18 protein-coding genes are annotated in these 17,770 nt (G+C 66.9%); 10 read left to right on the plus strand and 8 right to left on the minus strand.

Annotation, left to right across the window (positions count from 1 at the left end):
• Positions 1–195: 195 nt before the first annotated feature.
• From HHL15_RS19505 to HHL15_RS19520, 4 genes are all read left to right on the plus strand, one after another.
• Positions 196–708 carry a rhodanese-like domain-containing protein gene (locus HHL15_RS19505; RefSeq protein ID WP_169147484.1) on the plus strand — a complete coding sequence of 171 codons (513 nt, stop codon included), beginning with the start codon at positions 196–198 and terminating at the stop codon, positions 706–708.
• Positions 709–716: 8 nt separating this feature from the next.
• On the plus strand, positions 717–968 hold the full coding sequence (locus HHL15_RS19510) for a helix-turn-helix domain-containing protein (RefSeq protein WP_169147485.1): 252 nt from the start codon (positions 717–719) through the stop codon (positions 966–968).
• A 116-nt stretch (positions 969–1,084) separates the two neighbouring features.
• Positions 1,085–2,014, plus strand: coding sequence for a family 2A encapsulin nanocompartment shell protein (locus HHL15_RS19515; RefSeq protein ID WP_169147486.1), 930 nt, complete (start codon positions 1,085–1,087; stop codon positions 2,012–2,014).
• Positions 1,989–3,962, plus strand: coding sequence for a family 2A encapsulin nanocompartment cargo protein cysteine desulfurase (locus HHL15_RS19520; RefSeq protein ID WP_206198871.1), 1,974 nt, complete (start codon positions 1,989–1,991; stop codon positions 3,960–3,962). Before HHL15_RS19515 ends, HHL15_RS19520 begins: the two co-directional genes overlap by 26 nt.
• 75 nt (positions 3,963–4,037) lie before the next feature.
• On the opposite strand, the gene HHL15_RS19525 is transcribed toward HHL15_RS19520, so the two are convergent.
• The gene (locus tag HHL15_RS19525; RefSeq protein WP_169147488.1) at positions 4,038–4,823 is read right to left on the minus strand and encodes an AraC family transcriptional regulator; all 786 of its coding nucleotides are present in this window, start codon (positions 4,821–4,823) and stop codon (positions 4,038–4,040) included.
• A gap of 99 nt (positions 4,824–4,922) precedes the next feature.
• Here HHL15_RS19525 and HHL15_RS19530 point away from each other — a divergent pair, with 99 nt between their 5' ends.
• Positions 4,923–5,933 carry a bile acid:sodium symporter family protein gene (locus HHL15_RS19530; RefSeq protein ID WP_169147489.1) on the plus strand — a complete coding sequence of 337 codons (1,011 nt, stop codon included), beginning with the start codon at positions 4,923–4,925 and terminating at the stop codon, positions 5,931–5,933.
• Here HHL15_RS19530 and HHL15_RS19535 read toward each other — a convergent pair.
• Genes HHL15_RS19535 through HHL15_RS19545 form a run of 3 tightly spaced genes read right to left on the minus strand, consistent with a single transcriptional unit; the run spans position 5,918 to position 8,238 of the window.
• The gene (locus HHL15_RS19535; protein WP_169147490.1) at positions 5,918–6,814 is read right to left on the minus strand and encodes an ATP-binding protein; all 897 of its coding nucleotides are present in this window, start codon (positions 6,812–6,814) and stop codon (positions 5,918–5,920) included. The two genes, HHL15_RS19530 and HHL15_RS19535, sit on opposite strands and share 16 nt — an antisense overlap.
• A complete protein-coding gene (locus tag HHL15_RS19540; protein WP_235943530.1) occupies positions 6,807–7,388 on the minus strand; it encodes a NifU family protein in 582 nt (193 codons plus the stop codon). Before HHL15_RS19540 ends, HHL15_RS19535 begins: the two co-directional genes overlap by 8 nt.
• A gap of 19 nt (positions 7,389–7,407) precedes the next feature.
• Positions 7,408–8,238: an alpha/beta fold hydrolase gene (locus HHL15_RS19545; RefSeq protein ID WP_169147491.1), complete on the minus strand. Its 831-nt coding sequence runs from the start codon at positions 8,236–8,238 to the stop codon at positions 7,408–7,410.
• A 179-nt stretch (positions 8,239–8,417) separates the two neighbouring features.
• Here HHL15_RS19545 and aroC point away from each other — a divergent pair, with 179 nt between their 5' ends.
• From aroC to HHL15_RS19560, 3 genes are all read left to right on the plus strand, one after another.
• A complete protein-coding gene (aroC, locus tag HHL15_RS19550; protein ID WP_169147492.1) occupies positions 8,418–9,371 on the plus strand; it encodes a chorismate synthase in 954 nt (317 codons plus the stop codon).
• A gap of 108 nt (positions 9,372–9,479) precedes the next feature.
• Positions 9,480–10,061: a winged helix DNA-binding protein gene (locus HHL15_RS19555; protein WP_169147493.1), complete on the plus strand. Its 582-nt coding sequence runs from the start codon at positions 9,480–9,482 to the stop codon at positions 10,059–10,061.
• Positions 10,062–10,111: 50 nt separating this feature from the next.
• On the plus strand, positions 10,112–10,714 hold the full coding sequence (locus HHL15_RS19560; RefSeq protein WP_169147494.1) for a winged helix DNA-binding protein: 603 nt from the start codon (positions 10,112–10,114) through the stop codon (positions 10,712–10,714).
• Between the two features lie 66 nt (positions 10,715–10,780).
• Here the strand turns inward: HHL15_RS19560 and HHL15_RS19565 are convergent, their stop codons facing one another.
• The 4 genes from HHL15_RS19565 to HHL15_RS19580 all read right to left on the minus strand — a co-directional run bounded on the left by HHL15_RS19565 (position 10,781) and on the right by HHL15_RS19580 (position 14,886).
• Positions 10,781–11,275: a flavin reductase family protein gene (locus HHL15_RS19565; protein ID WP_169147495.1), complete on the minus strand. Its 495-nt coding sequence runs from the start codon at positions 11,273–11,275 to the stop codon at positions 10,781–10,783.
• 16 nt (positions 11,276–11,291) lie between these two features.
• Positions 11,292–12,497: an OmpP1/FadL family transporter gene (locus HHL15_RS19570; protein WP_169147496.1), complete on the minus strand. Its 1,206-nt coding sequence runs from the start codon at positions 12,495–12,497 to the stop codon at positions 11,292–11,294.
• Between the two features lie 11 nt (positions 12,498–12,508).
• Positions 12,509–13,738, minus strand: coding sequence for a styrene monooxygenase/indole monooxygenase family protein (locus tag HHL15_RS19575; RefSeq protein ID WP_169147497.1), 1,230 nt, complete (start codon positions 13,736–13,738; stop codon positions 12,509–12,511).
• A 161-nt stretch (positions 13,739–13,899) separates the two neighbouring features.
• On the minus strand, positions 13,900–14,886 hold the full coding sequence (locus HHL15_RS19580) for an AraC family transcriptional regulator (RefSeq protein WP_328825068.1): 987 nt from the start codon (positions 14,884–14,886) through the stop codon (positions 13,900–13,902).
• Positions 14,887–15,349: 463 nt separating this feature from the next.
• Here HHL15_RS19580 and HHL15_RS19585 point away from each other — a divergent pair, with 463 nt between their 5' ends.
• The gene (locus tag HHL15_RS19585; RefSeq protein ID WP_169147498.1) at positions 15,350–16,645 is read left to right on the plus strand and encodes a Rieske 2Fe-2S domain-containing protein; all 1,296 of its coding nucleotides are present in this window, start codon (positions 15,350–15,352) and stop codon (positions 16,643–16,645) included.
• A 51-nt stretch (positions 16,646–16,696) separates the two neighbouring features.
• Positions 16,697–17,758 (plus strand): FAD-binding oxidoreductase, encoded by a 1,062-nt coding sequence (locus HHL15_RS19590; RefSeq protein WP_169147499.1) that lies wholly within the window; start codon positions 16,697–16,699, stop codon positions 17,756–17,758.
• Positions 17,759–17,770 lie beyond the last annotated feature (12 nt).

Raw genomic sequence — 17,770 nt, forward strand, 5'->3', positions numbered from 1 at the left:
GATGGAGGGGTATGCACGGGCGCGCCCTTGCATACCCCTGCTTCCTTCTATTTCAGAATTCCTGCGATGCATATCAGCGCCGCCCTGCAAGGCTTCTGAAATCTTCTTGGTTCGCCTCCTGAGGGCCCCTCGTTAATGTTCTCCCATCGACCGCACCCGCAGGGGGTTGCGGCCCATATCGTCCGGGAGAACTTCATGCTCGATTCCAGCCTCGATTCGTCGGTCAGTGCCGACTCCACGCCGCCGGGCGCCGGCAGCGCCGATATTGCCGAAACCCTTCTTTCCCAGGCCCGCGAGCGCGCCCGCAGTGATGGCCTGCCCTATGCCGGCGGAGTGTTCCCCGCCGACGCCTGGAAGCTGGTCACCGCCGGCCGCGCCGTGCTGGTGGACGTGCGCACCGCCGAGGAGCGCAAGTTCGTCGGCCATGTGCCCGAGGGCCTGCATGTGGCCTGGGCCACCGGTACCTCCATGAACCGCAACCCGCGCTTCGTCAAGGAGCTGGAAGCCAAGGTCGGGAAGGACAGCGTGGTGGTCTTCCTCTGTCGCAGCGGCAAGCGCTCGGCGGCCGCAGCCGAGGCGGCGGCCAAGGCGGGCTTCACCAGTGCGTTCAACATCCTTGAAGGCTTCGAGGGCGAACTCGATTCCCAGCAGCGCCGCGGCGGCATTGGCGGCTGGCGCTTCCACGGCCTGCCGTGGGTCCAGGATTGAGTCGGTCGATGGCTTCCCCGTCAGATCCTGCCGACACCCTGGCAGACCGCTTCGGGACCCTCGTGCGCCAGCTCCGGGAATCCCGCGGCTGGTCGCAGGAGGAGCTCGCCGAGCACGCCGAGCTGAACCGCGGCTACGTGGGCGAGATCGAGCGCGGCGGGGCGATGCCGTCGCTGACCACCATCGACAAGCTGGCGCTCGCCTTCCGCCTCAGCCCCTCGGTCCTGATCGCCCGCATCGAGTCTTCCGCGTCCTTCTGAACCCGCCGGCATGTCGACAGCCTGCTATAGCCGGTTGAAGCATGACCGGCCAGGCAGGACACTCGCCTAATCAATTTTATTCATAACGTTTCCACTTTTTCAGATAAGGAGCTTCCATGGCTGAGCATCACGACGCCCCGACTGCCCTCGGCGATAACGCCGCCCGGCAACTGGCGAATGCCACCAAGACCGTCCCCCAGCTGTCGACCATCTCGCCGCGCTGGCTGGTGCATCTGCTCCAGTGGCTGCCGGTCGAGGCGGGTATCTACCGCCTGAACAAGGTCAAGAACCCCCGCGACGTGCGCGTCGCCTGCTCCCAGCGCGACGAGTCCGAGCTGCCGCAGACCTTCGTGGACTACGACGAGGCGCCCCGCGAGTATTTCCTCAACGCGGTGACCACCATCCTGGACGTGCACACCCGTGTCTCCGACCTGTACAGCAGCCCGCATGACCAGATCAAGGAACAGCTGCGCCTGACCGTCGAGACCATCAAGGAGCGTCAGGAAAGCGAACTGATCAACAACCCGGACTACGGCCTGCTGGCCAACGTCCATGACGATCAGCGCATCTCCACCCTGACCGGCGCCCCGACCCCGGACGACCTGGACGACCTGCTCACCAAGGTGTGGAAGGAGCCCGGTTTCTTCCTGACCCACCCGCTGGCCATCGCCGCCTTCGGCCGTGAATGCACCCGTCGTGGCGTGCCGCCTCCGACCGTCAGCCTGTTCGGTGCCCAGTTCCTGACCTGGCGCGGCATTCCGCTGATCCCGTCGGACAAGGTGCCGGTCGAGGACGGCAAGACCAAGATCATCCTGCTGCGCACCGGCGAGAAGCGCCAGGGCGTGGTCGGCCTGTTCCAGCCGGGTCTTGCCGGCGAACAGACCCCGGGCCTGTCGGTGCGCTTCATGGGCATCAACCGCAACGCCATCTCGTCCTACCTGATTTCCCTGTATTGCTCGCTGGCCGTGCTGACCGACGATGCCCTGGCTGTCCTCGAAGACGTGGAGATCGGCAAGTACCATGACTATCCCGACACTTACAAGTGACCCCCAGGGCTGGGCTGTGCCCAGCCCGCCCCCCACGGGGGGGCAGGAAACCGCGGGCGGCCCGGTGTTTCCTGGTGAGGGCCTCGCCGGCCTGGCCGGCGCGGTTCCTGCAGGCGTGCCGGATGAGGTGACGTTGGCGCGGCTGGCCGGCGAGTTCTTCGCCGCGCTGCCGACGGGCCTGGCCGGCCCGCTGGCGTCGAAGCTGTCCGCTGGGGGGGCTGCGGCCAGCGCCCCGGCGCCGGAGATCGTCCCTACCGGCAACGTCGGCCCGACCCTGACCGCCGCCGCGCCGGTGGCGCCGGTACGGGCGGAGTCGGTTCCGATCGACCACGCCGCGGCCGCAGGCCGGCCCGGTGCGCCGGTGTTCGGTGTGCCGGAGGCCTACGCCGCCGCCCTGCCGACCTTCAGTCCGCCGGCCTCACCGCCGCCGCTGGCGCCGTCCATGCCCTATTACTTCCTGGGCGAGGCGGGTGCATTCCAGTCCGCCGGGCAGGCTCCCGGCGCCGCACCAGCGGTGGAGAACCGCGTCGTGCCCCAGGCCTTCGGGCTGCCGGGTGAAGCGGAACTGCACCAGATCCTCGCCGAACTGGGGAGTGACCGTCGTGGTGCTGCAGCAGCCCACCCTGCCGGCGCGCCGGGGCATTTCTACTTCCTCGATACGGCGGGGGTGCAGAACCGGGAGGCCAGCGTGCCGGCCACGGCGTCACCGGCCCATCCGGCCTTCGACGTGCAGGCGGTACGCCGCGACTTCCCGATCCTGCAGGAGCGCGTCAACGGCCGGCAACTGATCTGGCTGGACAACGCGGCTACGACCCATAAGCCGCAGGCGGTGATCGACCGGCTGGCGTATTTCTACCAGCACGAGAACTCCAACATCCACCGGGCCGCCCATGAACTCGCCGCCCGGGCGACGGATGCCTACGAAGGTGCGCGCAGCAAGGTGGCGCGCTTCCTGGGGGCCTCGTCCACGGAGGAGATCATCTTCGTGCGCGGCGCCACCGAAGGCATCAACCTGATCGCCAAGACCTGGGGCTGGCAGAACGTGGGCGAGGGCGACGAGATCATCGTCTCCAACCTCGAACACCACGCCAACATCGTGCCCTGGCAGCAGCTTGCCGCGGCCAAGGGGGCGAAGCTCAAGGTGATTCCGGTGGATGACACCGGCCAGGTGCTGCTCGACGAGTACCGCAAGCTGCTCACCAGCCGCACGAAGATCGTGTCGGTGACCCAGGTCTCCAACGCCCTCGGCACCGTGGTGCCGGTCAAGGAGATCGTTGCCATGGCCCACCAGGCCGGTGCGCTGGCAGTGGTGGACGGTGCCCAGTCGGTATCACACATGCGGGTCAACGTGCAGGAGATCGACGCGGACTTCTTCGTCTTCTCCGGCCACAAGGTGTTCGCCCCGACCGGCATCGGCGCGGTGTATGGCAAGCGGGCCATCCTCGAGGACATGCCGCCCTGGCAGGGCGGTGGCAACATGATTGCCGACGTGACCTTCGAGAAGACCATTTACCACGGTCCTCCGACCCGTTTCGAGGCCGGCACCGGCAACATCGCCGATGCGGTGGGCCTGGGCGCGGCGATCGACTACGTGGAGCGGCTCGGCATGGAGAACATCGCCCGCTATGAGCACGACCTGCTGGTGTACACCACCCGCGGCCTGCTCACGGTGCCGGGTCTCAAGCTGATCGGCACCGCCCGCGAGAAGGCGAGTGTCAGCTCCTTCGTGCTCGACGGCTATCGTCCCGACGAGGTCGGCAAGGCCCTCAACGAGGAGGGCATCGCGGTGCGCTCCGGCCACCACTGCGCCCAGCCCATCCTGCGCCGTTTCGGGCAGGAAGCCACGGTGAGGCCGTCGCTGGCCTTCTACAACACCTGCGAGGAGATCGATACCCTCGTCGCGGTGCTGCACCGGCTGGCACGGGGCAAGGGGCGGATCGGCCGCTGAACGGTCAGTCTGCCGGATGCCTGCAAGGCGGCCTCTCCCGTTCGGGGGAGGCCGCCTTGTTGCATTGGGCGGGACTCAGGTGCCTGACCTGTCGCGCAGCTCCCCCGGCGATGCGCCGAAGGCGCCGCGAAAGGCGGCGATGAAGGCGGAGGTGGAGTTGTAGCCGTGGGCCAGGGCCACCCGGGTCACGCTTTCGCCGGCCTCGAGGGCGTCGAGGGACAGCAGCAGGCGCAGCCGCTGACGCCATTCGCCGAAACCCAGGCCGGTTTCCTTAATGAACAGGCGGGCCAGGGTGCGGGCCGAGGCACCGGCATTGGCGGCCCATTCGGTGAGGGTGCGGTCGTCGTCGGGGGCCTGTTCGAGGGCGCTGCAGATCGCCACCAGGCGGCGGTCGGAGGGCAGGGGCAAGCCGAAGGGCGCGCGCCGGGCGGCGGCCAGTTCATCCACCAGCACCGCCACCAGGCGGCCGGGGGGGCCGTCCTCGTCGTATTCGACCGGCAGTTCGCCGATGCGCCGGATCAGTTCGCGGATCAGCGGGCTGATCTCGAGGATGCAGCTTTCGGCAGGCAGCCCGGCCGCGGCTTCGCGCGACAGGTACAGGCTGCGCATCTCCGCCTCGCGGCGATTGACCACCTGGTGGGGCACGTCGGGCGGGATCCACACGGCATGATGGGGTGGTGCGGCGTGGTCGAAGCTGGGGGTGCGCACGCCCAGCACGCCCCGCGCGGCATACGAGAGCTGGCACCAGGGATGGCTGTGTTCCTCGGTCCACGAGCCCGGCGCGAGGGTTTCGTGACGGTTGTAGAGGGGCCGCGGCAGGCCTGGCAGGCGCGGGATGCTGCGTTTGTGGGTGGTCTGCATGGCCTTGTCCGTTTCTCGCTATTCCATGACCCGATGCCGTTAGAGCGTCGAAGGGGCCTGGCCTAGAGTCCGGTTTCCTACATTTGCGGTGATGCGTTCATGGAAAGCACCTCTTCCCCCTTGCAGCGATTGTGCCTGCGTCTGAAGTCCGAGTGGTTCCTGCTGGCGCTGGTGGGCGCGGTGGTGGTGGCCAGCTTCTTTCCCGGGCTGGGCCGTACCGGCGGCGTGCTGCATGGTGAAGTGGTGGCCAGTGTGGGGATCGCCATCGTGTTCTTCCTGCACGGACTCGGCCTGTCGGTGGCGAGCCTGGTGCAGGGCATGCGCGGCTGGAAGGTGCATGCGGTGGTGCAGCTCACCACTTTTGCGATCTTTCCGCTGATCTGGTGGGGCGTGGATGCGCTGGCCGGCCCGCATCTGCCGCGGGATCTGGCGCTGGGCTTCTGCTACCTGTGTGCGCTGCCGTCGACCATCTCGTCGTCGGTGGCGCTGACCGGGCTGGCCCGGGGCAATGTGCCGGTGGCGATCTTCAACGCGACCCTGTCGAGCCTGCTGGGCATCGTGCTGACCCCGCTGATTGTCGGCTTCTTTGCCCACGCGGACGGGCGTGGCCTGCCATTCATGGATACGGTGCTGGGCATCTTCCGGCTGCTCGTGCTGCCGCTGGCGGCGGGCATGCTGCTGCGCCCGCTGTTGCATGCCTGGCATGTGCGTCATCGCCACATGACCCACCTGCTCGACCGCTGGGTGATCGTGATGCTGGTGTTCACCGCCTTCTGTGACGGCGTTGCGGCAGGCCTGTGGCGGGACAACGGGGTGGATGTGCTGCTGATCGCGGCCCTCGGCGCGGCAGGCCTGCTGGTGGTCGTGCTGGCCCTGACCACCTGGACGGCTCGGCGGCTCGGCATGGCCACCGCGGACGAGATCGCCACGGTGTTCTGTGCTTCCAAGAAGACCCTGGCGTCCGGCGTGCCGATGGCCAAGCTGCTGTTCGGCGCCAGCCCGTCCATCGGGCTGGTCCTGTTGCCGATCATGTTCTATCACCAGATCCAGCTGATCATCTGCTCGATGCTGGCCAACCGCTACGCCAAGCGTCTTCAGACGCAGGCCTGAAGGGGGTGGCGGCCGGCGTAGTCGCTGGCGAACTGGCGGGCGATGCGGCCGGAGCGGGCGCCGCGGGAGAGGGCCCACTGCAGGGCCTCCTGGCGTGCCGCATCGATGGTCGCCGCGTCGTAGTGGTAATGCCCCAGCCACTGGGCCACCACCGCCAGGTACTCATCCTGGGAGAAGGAGTAGAAGTGGGTCCATAGCCCGAAGCGCTCGGACAGGGAGGTCTTCTCCTCCACCGTGTCGCCCGGGTGCAGTTCGCCGGAATCGTCGCGGTAGTGGCTGAGGTTGTCGGCGGCGCGTTCGGTGACCAGGTGGCGGCGGTTCGAGGTGGCGTAGATCAGCACGTTGGCCGAGGGGCCGGCGATGGAGCCGTCGAGCACCGTCTTGAGCCCTTTGTAGCCGGTCTCGCCATCCTCGAAGGACAGGTCGTCGCAGAAGATGATGAAGCGCTCGGGGCGGCGGCGGACCCGGTCGACGATCTCCGGCAGGTCGTCCAGATGCTGCTTTTCCACCTCGATCAGGCGCAGGCCGTCTTTGTGGAAGGCGTCCAGGCAGGCCCGTACCAGGGAGGACTTGCCAGTGCCGCGGGCGCCGGTCATCAGCACGTTGTTGGCGGGCAGGCCCTGCACGAACTGGCGGGTGTTGCGTTCCACCAGGCTGCGCGGGCCGTCGATGTTGCGCAGCTGGTCGAAGCGTACGAACAGCGGGTCGCGCACCGGCACCAGGTGGGCGGCGCCGCCCCAGCCGCGGTCGCGCCGCCACAGGAAGGCCACCGCTTCGTCGAGCCGGTCCGCGGGCGGGCCGGCAGGCGGGGTGTGGCGTTCGAGCAGGTCGGCGATGCGGTCGAGGCGGGCGATCAGGTCAGGCAGCATGGTCTCAGGCATGGGTGTGGGCGAGGGCGCGTACTTCGGCGATCTCGGGGAAGTGCTGGCGCAGGCGCACGCTGATGAATTCGGTCAGGGTCAGGTCGGCGCTGCCACAGCCGTGGCAGCTGCCACCGAACTTGAGCAGGGCGGTGTCGCCGTTCTCGACGGCATGCAGCACGATGGAGCCCTGGTGCTCGGCCAGCTGGGGGTTGATGTCGGTCTCCAGGAAATGGCTGATCCGGCGTTCCAGCGGCGCATCGGCCGGCGGCGCGATGCTCTCCTTGATATGCGGAGCCACCAGCTTCAGGCGCTGGCCGGTTTCGGTCTTCTGACAGCTCACGCGGAGATCCCGCAGGAAGTCCACGTGGGCCGGGTTGTAGAAGACCTGCAGGCCGGCCACATCCATCGGCACCTCGTCCGGATGTTCGCCTTCCCGGGCGTAGCCCAGGCCCGCATGGGCCAGGGAGGTGCCGGGGTGGAGCACATAGACGCGGACACCGAGGCAGCCGGCCGGCTGCTTCGCGACGATCGGCCGGAGGTAGTCGAGGGCGGCCGGCTCGAGGGTGATGGCGGCGTGAAGCGGGTGGCTCATGGCTTTGCTCCCGGTCGGGTCAGTCGGCTTCGGCCAGGAAGTCCTGGACCAGCTTGATGAAGCGGGCGCCGTGCTCGATCTGCGTCCAGTGGCCGCAACGGCCGAAGACGTGGAGCTGGGACCGGTCGATCTTGGCGGCGAGCTTGAGGGACACGTCCAGCGGGACGACCCGGTCGTCCCGGCCGTGGATGATCAGCACTTCATTCTGCAGCTTGGCCAGATCGGCGTCGGACATGATCTGGGCGTCGCACCAGCGCTGGCGCGGCGGCGGGAAGACCTTCTCGAAGCGCTCCTGCACGCCGGGGCGGGCGGTGGCGCGGTAGCGCAGCTCAGCCAGCTCGTCGGTCACGATGGAGCGGTCGAAGGCCATGATGTCCAGGATCTTCTTCATGTTCTCGATGGACGGGGTGTAGCCCCACAGGGCGTCCAGCTCGGGCGTGAAGGGGAAGGGCTGGCCGCCGCTGCCCATCAGCACGATGCGGCGGATGCGCTCCGGGTGGCGGATCGCCAGGGCCAGGCTGAGGGTGCCGCCGAAGGAGTTGCCGACCAGGTCGGTGCGCTCGATCTTGAGTGCGTCGAGCAGGCCGATGATCTGGTCCACCCAGGTATCCATGAGCGTGTATTCGAGGTCGGCCGGTGCTTCGGTGTAGCCGAAGCCGACCAGGTCGGGGGCGATCACGCGGCGCTGGGCGGCGAGCACCGGGATGGCGCCTCGCCAGTTGGCCCAGGCGGTCACGCCGGCGCCGGAGCCGTGCAGCAGGGTGACGGGGAAGCCCGTGCCCTGGTCGTGGTAGTTGGTGGTGATGTTGCCAACGGTGAGCTGCTGGGCGATTTCGGGGTTCTGGTTCATGGGGAGGGGCTCCTGGGGGAAGGGATCGTCGATAGCGCACAGGCAAGGCGCGTGCGATGGCAAAGGTTATGGCTCCATCAAGTTTGATGTCAACATAAAATCAACTAAAAGTTAATTGAAAAAAGCTTTTAATATTGCTGTTGTTTTGATTGATTGTTCGTCGTGCGCTAAGATGCCGCATGGCAGGAAACAGTTTCGGCACGCTCTTCCGTGTCACCTCCTTCGGTGAAAGCCACGGGCCCGCAATCGGTTGCGTGGTGGAGGGGTGCCCACCCGGTCTCGCCATCGACACGCCCCTGATCCAGGCGGCCCTCGAGCGGCGGCGGCCACGGCTGGCGGGTGCCCTCAGTCAGCGCAGCGAGCCCGACCAGGTGGAGATCCTGTCGGGCGTGTTCGACGGCCGGTCTACGGGCCAGCCCATCGCCCTGCTGATCCGCAACCAGGACGTGCGCCTGATCGATTACAGCCGCCTCGACCGGCTGTTCCGCCCGGGGCACGCGGAATACACCTACTGGCACAAGTACGGGATCAACGATCACCGGGGTGGTGGCCGCGCCTCCGCCCGCGAGACGGCTGCCCGGGTGGCTGCCGGGGCGGTGGCCCGGCACTGGCTGGAACAGCGTTATGGCATTGCCCTGAGCGCCTGGGTGGCCTGCATCGGCGAGCTCCAGCTGCCATTCCGCGACGCGGCCGAGCTGGCGCGTAGTCCGCGCTTCGTGGCCGACGCCAGCCGCGAGGAGGAGGTCGAGGCGATGCTGGCCCGCCACCGTGCCGACGGCGATTCGGTGGGGGCGAGGATCGAACTGCTCGTCCGCCTGCCGGAGCCCTTCGACAGGCCGGGAGACGCCTGGCTGGACACCCTGGGACGGGCCCTGATGGGGGTCAATGCGGTGAAGGCGGTGGAGTTTGATGAGGCGCCGGGGGAACTGCGGGCCTGGATTGCAGTCAAGCCCACTCCGAGCGTGCATCTGCCCCGCCGGACGATCGACAAGGCCGGCCGCCCGGCCCTGCTGATGACCCGGGGCAAGCGGGACCCCTGCGTGGGTATCCGCGCGGTTCCTGTACTCGAGGCAATGGCCTGGCTGGCCCTGGCCGACCGGGTGCTGCGGGAACGGGCGTCCGGGGCCTGTTGACCAAGGGAAGCGCGCGCAACTTGCTTCCACAGCCCGCCGGCAAGTCGCTAACATTCGCCGGCGCATCGCGCACTCACCAAAGTCTGCAAGTTAGGGAACTACACTAGAATGAATACAAAATGGATCCCCGGTCAGGAGCCCACCATTGCCAGCGAAGGTGCCGCAGTAACCGGATGGCATCTCGCCCATACGTCCCTGGAGGCCGCCGCCACCGAACTCGAATGGGCTCTGCTGCGCTGGCACGAGGCCTTTGACCGCTACAATCGCCAGGCCCTCAACATGCTGGGCCTGACCACGGTAAGCATCCAGGAAATGACCGTCCTGCATATAGTCGGGTTGCATGACCGGGCCAAACCGGCCAGCATGATCGCCAACCTGCTCAACCGGGATGACGTGCAGAACATCCAGTACAGCCTGCGCAAGCTGATGGGGCTGGAACTGGTGCGCAAGGCCCGGGATGGCGCCGGCAAGAACACCAATGTCGAGGTCACCGAAAAGGGACGCCAGGTGTGTGACGAGGTGGCCAACATCCGCCGCCAGCTGTTGATCCGCCAGATCGGCGAGCTGGAGAACGGCGAGGCGCGCCTGCTCTTTTCGGCCAGGACGGTGAGCATGCTGATCGGTCTCTACGACGAGGCCGGCCGGGCCTCGACGGGTTACATGGCGCTGGATACGTCCTCCGACGAATAGGCTTTCACTGGAACATTGCTCCGGGCTTCCGGAGCATCGACCCCTACAAGATGACGCAAGAAAAACGCAGTACCGCCAAAGAGAAGGCGCAGGCAGTCCCCGCAAGGGCCTGGCACCTCGGCACGCCGCACCACGAAGCGGTCACCACCGAGTTCGAGTGGTCCATCCTTCGTTTCTTCCAGGCTTTCGAGCGCTACTGCATGCAGATCGCGCACATCTCGGGGCTGGCCGACCTGTCGTTTTCCGAACTGATCCTGCTGCACGTGATCGGGCTGCAGGACACCCCCAAGACGGTCGGCCTGCTGGCCCGCCAGACCAATACCGACTCGGTCACCAACGTCCAGTACAGCCTGCGCAAGCTGGTGGCCTACGAGCTGGTGGTGAAGATCCGCGAAGGCAAGAGCAAGGTGTTCACCTACGATGTGACGGACAAGGGCCGAGAGCTGATCAACCAGTACGCCCAGTTCCGCCAGCGTGTGCTGACCGAGCAGACCAAGTCCATCGAGTCCATCGACCGCAAGCTCTCCGAGGCGGCCCGCCTGATCAGCATGCTGAGCGGCGTGTATGACGAAGCGGTGCGGGTGTCGGCCACCTACAATCCCTACGTCAGCCAGGATGTGCCGAGCCCTGCAGCGAAGACCAGGAAGAAGTGAGTTTCCGGCTCCACCGCGAGGTGGAGCCGGACGGCGCGTGATGCTGTATCTCTGCTTGATCTCTCCTTATACGGTGCTGGTCTCGCCGGCCAGGGCGGCATAGCGCCCCTGGTGGAAGAGCAGGGGCGGGCGCTCCGCAGGCCCCTGATCCAGGCGCAGCACGCGGCCCACCAGGATCAGGTGGTCGCCGCCCGCGTAGCGATGCTCGGTGGAGCACTCGAACACCGCTGCGCAGTTGCCCAGCAGCGGCACGCCCCCCAGGCCCTCACGGGTCGCCAGTCCCTCGAACTTGGCGCTGGACGCCCGCGCGAAACGGTTCGACAGATCCCGCTGGTCATCTCCCAGCACATGCACGGCAAAGTGGCTGGCCGCCTCGAAAATCGGGTGGCTGAAGGCGTTCCTGCCCAGGCTCCACAGGATCAGCGGCGGGTCCAGGGACACCGCGTTGAAGCTGCTGGCGGTGACGCCGACGGCTTCGCCGGAGGTGCTGCGGGTGGTGATGATGGTCACCCCGGTGGCGAAGCGCCCGAGGGCGCTGCGGAGTTCCGCTGCATCGATCATGAGTCTGCCCTCCCGCTCAGAAGCGCATGCCGTAGCTGACCGACAGCCAGTCCTGGCCCATGTACAGGTCGGTCAGGCCGTCAGGCGGAGTGCCGGTGCCCTGGGTGGTGCCCTTGATCGAGCGGGCGTAGGCCAGCGACAGCTCGCCGTCGCGGCTCACCTGGTAGCTTGCGCCGACGGTCACGTGGCGGCGGTTGGCGGACGGAGCGAGCACGCCCAGGTAGGTGTCCCGCGGGTTGAGCAGGCGGGTGCCCTGGTTGTAGCCGGCCCGCAGGGTCAGGGCCTCGCTCAGGGCGTGGTCCACACCCACCCGCCATACCGATTGGTTGCGCCAGCCGAAGCCGGGGCCGTTGGCGCTGCCCGGCGGCCCGCCGGCGTTGGTGACGCCCGGGTTGGCCAGGGAGCGGACTTCGCCCCATTCGATGCGCATGACGTCGGCTGCCAGGGTGGTGGCGCCCAGCCGGTAGGCCGCGCCAAGGCCGTAGTTGGCGGGGACATCCATGTCACCGCCCTCGGCCAGCAGGCCCTTGAAGCGATCCATCTTGCCCATGTCCACCTTGCTGGCGTAGGTCGCCCCGATCGTCAGCTCGGGCGTCAATTGGCCACTCCAGCCCACCCGGATGCCGGCGCCGTAGGACGAGTCGTGGCCTTCCGGCAGTCCGATGCTGGACGGCCCGCGGATGGTCAGGGCCTGGCGCGCCAGGACCAGCCCGGCGCCGACGGAATGGACTTCGCCCAGCTTGCGCGCATAGGAGAAGGTGGCAACCATCTGCTGCAGTTGGGAGCGGGGCCCCTGCATGCCGCCCACGTTGGCACTGCGGCTGTAGGCTGTGCCCACGCCGTTGCCGACCACCGACACGCCGATGGAGCTGTCGGCGTCGATCATGTAGTTCGCGCCCAGCTGGGGAATGATGTACAGCCCTTTGTTCTCGGTGGCGTCGTAGGTGGTGCCGGCGAAGCGCGAGCCGTTGTCCACCGACAGGAAGGCGGCGCCCACATCGAAGCGGCTGCCCACCCGGACCATGCCGGCCGGGTTGGTGGCGCCGGCCAGGCCGTCCTGGGCGAGGGCGATGCCGACGCCGCCCATGCCTTCGGATTTCACGCCGTAGCCATGCGGGAAGGTGCCCTGGGTGGCCAGGGCGGGGAGGGTGGCGAGGGTGCAGGTGGCGGCAAGGACGGCGAGGGGCAGGCGTCGCAGCCGGGAGGAGAAGTGCGTGTTCATGGCAGGCCTCCTCAGGCGGGGACGGCGAAGGATTCGATGAAGCGGTCGGCTTCCACCGGGTCGTAGTACCAGGGGGCGAGGCCCTTGGGGTCGTCGAAGGCGTTGGCCACCCGGGCGGCCAGCGCCGGATTCTGGCCACAGGCGCCGAAGACCTTCATCACCTGCGGCGGCGGGGGCAGCAGGTGGGTGTTGGTGAAGCGCGCGACCCACTGGGCGTAGTCCCAGTAGCGCTCGAAGGTGTCCTGCATCCAGGCCGTGTCGAAGGCGGCGTCGCCGTGCTCGAGGATGGACTTCATGTAGACGTTCACACACTTGGCGGCGTTGTTGGACCCCTGGCCGGTGATCGGGTCGTTGAGCACCAGCACGTCGGCCATGCCCAGCACCTGGCGGCCCGAGGGGAGGACGCCGACCGGCTTGCGCACGGTGGGGGTGACGCGGCCGACCAGGATGCCGTTGTCGTCGGTGAGGCGCAGGTTCTCGCAGCGGGGGGCTTCCCAGGGGAAGAACTCGCGGATCAGCTCCACCGTGAGGGCGAGGTGATCGGCCGGCGTCTTCGCCTCGCTCCAGCGGTCCATCGGGCCGCCTTCGATGCATTCCAGGTTGATGATGTCGCAGGGGCCGGTGTGGGTCATGGCCGGGAAGTTCACGTACTCGCCGATGCCCGGGTTGATGCTGATGTTGAGCGCCGAGAAGTCGTCGCGGGCCTTCATGCCGTGCACGTAGGTGAGGGCGATGGTGCGCATCGGCCGGTCGAACACGGAGCGTTCCGCGTCCCGCTCGAAGAGCTTGCCCAGCTCGCCCTTGCCGGTGGCGACCAGCACCAGGTCGCTGTCCTTGGCGTACTCCTCGGTCTCCAGGATGCCGGCCTCCTGGATCACCAGCTTGCCGCCGCGGCGCTGGAATTCGTCCATCCAGCGGGGCATCTTGATGCGCTGGTCCACCGACTGGCCGTTGGCGCCCATGCGGGAGCGCCAGTCTATCAACTTGGTGCCGTCGCTGAGGCCGGCGCGCATGTGCACGCCCTCGATCGGCGGACAGACGTCGTCCCACATGGACAGGCCGAGTTCCCGTTCGTAGCCGATCGCCATGTCGTACATGGACTGGCTCGACATGACCTTGCCGTTGGCGATCTGCTCTCCGGTCCGGTTGGATACCACGGTGACGTCGAAGCCCTTGGAGACCAGGCCGATGCCCAGATGCAGGCCGGCCTGGCCGGCGCCGATGATGGTGATCTTGCGCATGTTGTGTCGCTCCGCTTTGCGTTGTTGGGGGGATCCCCTTCCGGAGAAGTGGATGGACGCAATGTGCGGGAAGCGGCGGGTACGGACTATGCCGCCACTGCAGGGGGTGTTCAGTTACTGCAGAAAAATGAAACCGGTGTGAATTCTTGCTGAAGCCGCCCCTACGCGGCGCGGCGCAGGGTGTCACCGGGGCACTCGCCGTAGCGCTTGCGGTACTCGGTGGCGAAGCGGCCGAGCTGGAAGAAGCCCCAGCGGGTGGCCAGTTCGGTGACGCTGCGCGGCTGGGATGGGTCCAGCAGGTCGCTGCGCACCCGTTCCATGCGCACGTCGCGCAGGTAGCGCATGGGGCTGACACCCCGGAACTTCTGGAAGCCGCTGTACAGGGTGCGCCCGCTGACGCCGGCCAGTTCGGTGAGCTGCTCGATCGAGATCGGCTGCTCCGGATGGGCCCGGATGTAGTCCTCGACCAGGCGCACATGACGCGGCAGCACCTCGCGGGTATCGCGCTGCAGAGAGGCGCTGACGCTGCCCGGCTGCCATTCCAGCAGGGTGGTCATCAGGAGCTGCTCGAACTGGGCGCAGATCAGCGGCGAAGCGAGCAGGGCCGGCGATGCCCGTAGCTCGTCGAGCACATGGCGTGCGGTGCGGATCCAGGCCTGCCCGGCGCCCTGGCGGGCGTCCATCACCGGCTGGAACTTCAGGCCGCCCGGCCTGGCGGGGGTGCCGGTCATGCTCTGGGCATGGCGCTCGAGCGTGTCCCGGTCGAAGCGAACCACCATCTTGCGGCAGTCTTTGCTCCAGTGCATGCCCAGGCTGTCATCGGGCGAATGCACGGAGGCGTGGTTGGCATCGCTGTGCAGGCTGTCCTTGCCGATGCGGATCAGGTCATGCCCCTCCAGCGGCATCTGCACCAGGAAGAAGGATTTCAGCGGGCCGGGCGTGATGTCCACCTCCGCGCCATAGCTCATCACGCTGAAGCCGATCCGTCCGATCTGGCCGTGCAGGTGCACGTAGTCGAGCGGCTCGCGGCGGACGAGGTCGAGGCGGTGATCGCAGAACACCCCGGCGACGAGCGCCCGGGTTTGGTCCAGGTCGGTCGAGCGCAGCAGGTCGAAGCTGGCCGGAGGACGGGATGGCGATGTTTCCACGAGGCTTCTCCTTGGATCAGGGAGGGCGCAGGGGCGCTCTTGTTGCTTGAATGGTTGATTGAAGTTCTATCGATCACCTAGTAAGTATTAATTTCACATCCTCGTCAAGTCCTTCTTTTCGCAGAAAAAATTTTTTCTGATGCCATCTGGATGAAGGCTTTTTGCAAGCCTTCATCCCCCTCGCTTCCACGCACCGGAACAGGGATTCCCAACCCCTTTTGCAGCGCAGCATGGAGCCCTCCGGCACCACCCTGGACATTCCCGGGCCCTCAATTGGTGCCTGGTTTTTCTCGATTTATTGACTGATATTGCACTGCATTACGACAAAAAACCTTTAGAAAATTGATTGACTTTCAATTTAACGTCGACGATATTTTGTCTCACGAACTCGCTCAACAGCGCAGGACGAAAGCAGCCCAGGTGGTGGGATGGATCACTGAACCGAACTCACGGAGTCAATCGAATGGACATGAAACGGACGGTCAAGAAGGCCAACAACGATGCAGCCCGGCGTCTCTACGCTCCCTACGCCGAAGCGGAGTGGGGCTTTCTGAACCATTGGTATCCGGCCCGCTTTGCCGGCGAAGTGCCGGAAGGCTCGGCGGTCGGGGTGCAGATCTGTGGCGTGCCCATCGTGCTGCGCCGCTCCAAGGGCAAGGTCTATGCGCTGAAGGACCAGTGCCTGCACCGCGGCGTCAAGCTGTCGGCCAAGCCCATGTGCCTGACCGAAGACACCATCACCTGCTGGTACCACGGCTTCACCTTCAGCATCGAGACCGGCGAGCTGGTCTCCATCGTGGCCGCACCTGATGACGAGATCATCGGCACCACCGGCATCCCGACCTACCCGGTGGAGGAGGTGAACGGCATCGTCTTCGTCTTCGTCAAGAGCGACGACTGGGAAGACGAGATCCCCCCGCTGGCCCAGGATCTGCCGATCCGCTTCCCCGACAACAACGAGCGCTTCCCGCACCCGTTCTGGCCGGACACCCCGAGCATGCTCGACAAGGATGCCGTGGCCCTGGGCGTGCACCGCACCGGCTACGCCAACTGGCGCCTGGCCTGCGAGAACGGCTTCGACGCCGGCCACCTGCTGATCCACAAGGACTGCACCATCGTCCAGGCCAAGGACTGGGCCGTGCCCCTGGGCATCAAGCCGCTGACCGACCAGGCCACCCAGCTGATCGAGGATGAAGACGGCCCGAAGGGCTTCATCAACATGTACTTCACCGACAACTACGAGCCGGTGCTGGTCAACGAGCGGCTCAACGTGAAGGCCTCCGGCAGCGTGCCCAAGTACTTCCGCACCTCCATGTTCCTGCCCGGCGTGCTGATGGTGGAGAACTGGCCGGAAGAGAACGTCGTGCAGTACGAGTGGTATGTGCCCATCACCGACGACACCTACGAGTACTGGGAAGTGCTGGTCAAGCGCTGCCCGACCGAGGAAGACGTGAAGGGCTTCGAATACCGCTTCAAGAACTTCTACGAGCCGATGGCCCTGCACGGCTTCAACGACTGTGACCTGTTCGCCCGCGACGCCATGCAGAACTTCTATGCAGACGGCGCCGGCTGGGCCGACGAGCAGCTCGGCGACATGGACTACTCGATCATCACCTGGCGCAAGGTCGCCTCCCGCTACAACCGCGGCATCGCCAAGAAGCCGCGCGGCGTATCCGGCGTGGTGAAGGGGGCCAGCAACGTGCTGGCCGAGATCCGCGGTCCGGGCTGCGGCCACTACCGGGACAAGAAGGGCGAGTAAGAGGCCCATGCCGGGGCGCCGCCGGTGCCCCGGCCCGTGGAGAACGATGCGATGACGATCCTAGAAAAGATGCCCGCCGAGGCAAGCCAGACCTGCTCCGCCACCGTCCGTTTCAGCGACGGCGTGGAGCGGGCCTTCCCGGTCCGTAACGGCCAGACCATCCTGGCTGCGGCCAAGGAGAACGATGTCCGCCTGGTCCACCAGTGCCTCACCGGCAGCTGCGGCACCTGCGTGACCCGGGTCGAATCCGGCGAGGTGCGCATGAACACCGCGCGGGGTACCTCCCTGCTGCCCAGCGAGGCGGCCGAAGGCTTCCGCCTGACCTGCACCTCCTTCTGTGACAGCGACGCGGTGATGCACTTCGACTACCCGAGCAGCCTGCTCGACGAGCCCGGCCCCGAGCGTTGCACGGCCGTGGTCGGCGAGGCGAGCTGGGTGGCCAGCAACGTGGTGCGGCTGTGCCTGCGCCTGCCCGATGACGCCGGCCTGGAGTTCCGCAGCGGCCAGTATGTGCGGGTGAGGGTGCCCGGCACTGAAGAGTGGCGCTCCTACTCCATGGCCTCGACGATGGGCGATCTGCCCGAGCTGGTCCTGCTGCTGCGGGTGCTCGACGCCGGGGTGATGTCCGACTACCTCCGCTCGCGGGTCAAGGTGGGTGACGAGATGGAGCTGGAAGGCCCCTTCGGCCTGTTCTACCTGCGCGACTCCAAGGCCCAGCAGATCATGATCGCCGGCGGCACCGGCCTGGCGCCGATGCTCGGCATGCTCGAGGACATCCGCCTCAAGTCCGGCCGCAAGCCGAAGGTCCTGCTCAGCTTCGGCTGCGCCAGCGAGGACAACCTGTTCTACCAGGACGAGCTGGAGACCCGTGCCGCCTGGCTGCCCGGCCTCAAGGTCAAGGTGGCGGTGGCCAACCCCGGCCCTGGCTACACCGGCCTGGTGGGCAATCCGGTGGAGGTCATCGGTGCTGCCGACCTGGTGGACCCGCCCAGCGCCGTGGCCTACCTGTGTGGCCCGCCGCCGATGATCGAGTCGGCCCGCCGGCATCTCGAGGCCCTCGGCCTCGACCCCGAGAACATCCACGCCGAGCACTTCTCGGCCAGCGCGGCCTGACGGCCCCGCCAA

The organism is Zoogloea dura (genome assembly GCF_012927165.1).
GTDB lineage: Bacteria > Pseudomonadota > Gammaproteobacteria > Burkholderiales > Rhodocyclaceae > Zoogloea > Zoogloea dura.

Bases quoted from the DNA above. Each gene is read 5' to 3' on its own strand.
- HHL15_RS19505 (WP_169147484.1), top strand. From the start codon at position 196: ATGCTCGATTCCAGCCTCGATTCGTCGGTCAGTGCCGACTCCACGCCG.
- HHL15_RS19510 (WP_169147485.1), top strand. From the start codon at position 717: ATGGCTTCCCCGTCAGATCCTGCCGACACCCTGGCAGACCGCTTCGGG.
- HHL15_RS19515 (WP_169147486.1), top strand. From the start codon at position 1,085: ATGGCTGAGCATCACGACGCCCCGACTGCCCTCGGCGATAACGCCGCC.
- HHL15_RS19520 (WP_206198871.1), top strand. From the start codon at position 1,989: ATGACTATCCCGACACTTACAAGTGACCCCCAGGGCTGGGCTGTGCCC.
- HHL15_RS19525 (WP_169147488.1), bottom strand. From the start codon at position 4,823: ATGCAGACCACCCACAAACGCAGCATCCCGCGCCTGCCAGGCCTGCCG.
- HHL15_RS19530 (WP_169147489.1), top strand. From the start codon at position 4,923: ATGGAAAGCACCTCTTCCCCCTTGCAGCGATTGTGCCTGCGTCTGAAG.
- HHL15_RS19535 (WP_169147490.1), bottom strand. From the start codon at position 6,814: ATGCCTGAGACCATGCTGCCTGACCTGATCGCCCGCCTCGACCGCATC.
- HHL15_RS19540 (WP_235943530.1), bottom strand. From the start codon at position 7,388: ATGAGCCACCCGCTTCACGCCGCCATCACCCTCGAGCCGGCCGCCCTC.
- HHL15_RS19545 (WP_169147491.1), bottom strand. From the start codon at position 8,238: ATGAACCAGAACCCCGAAATCGCCCAGCAGCTCACCGTTGGCAACATC.
- aroC (WP_169147492.1), top strand. From the start codon at position 8,418: ATGGCAGGAAACAGTTTCGGCACGCTCTTCCGTGTCACCTCCTTCGGT.
- HHL15_RS19555 (WP_169147493.1), top strand. From the start codon at position 9,480: ATGAATACAAAATGGATCCCCGGTCAGGAGCCCACCATTGCCAGCGAA.
- HHL15_RS19560 (WP_169147494.1), top strand. From the start codon at position 10,112: ATGACGCAAGAAAAACGCAGTACCGCCAAAGAGAAGGCGCAGGCAGTC.
- HHL15_RS19565 (WP_169147495.1), bottom strand. From the start codon at position 11,275: ATGATCGATGCAGCGGAACTCCGCAGCGCCCTCGGGCGCTTCGCCACC.
- HHL15_RS19570 (WP_169147496.1), bottom strand. From the start codon at position 12,497: ATGAACACGCACTTCTCCTCCCGGCTGCGACGCCTGCCCCTCGCCGTC.
- HHL15_RS19575 (WP_169147497.1), bottom strand. From the start codon at position 13,738: ATGCGCAAGATCACCATCATCGGCGCCGGCCAGGCCGGCCTGCATCTG.
- HHL15_RS19585 (WP_169147498.1), top strand. From the start codon at position 15,350: ATGGACATGAAACGGACGGTCAAGAAGGCCAACAACGATGCAGCCCGG.
- HHL15_RS19590 (WP_169147499.1), top strand. From the start codon at position 16,697: ATGACGATCCTAGAAAAGATGCCCGCCGAGGCAAGCCAGACCTGCTCC.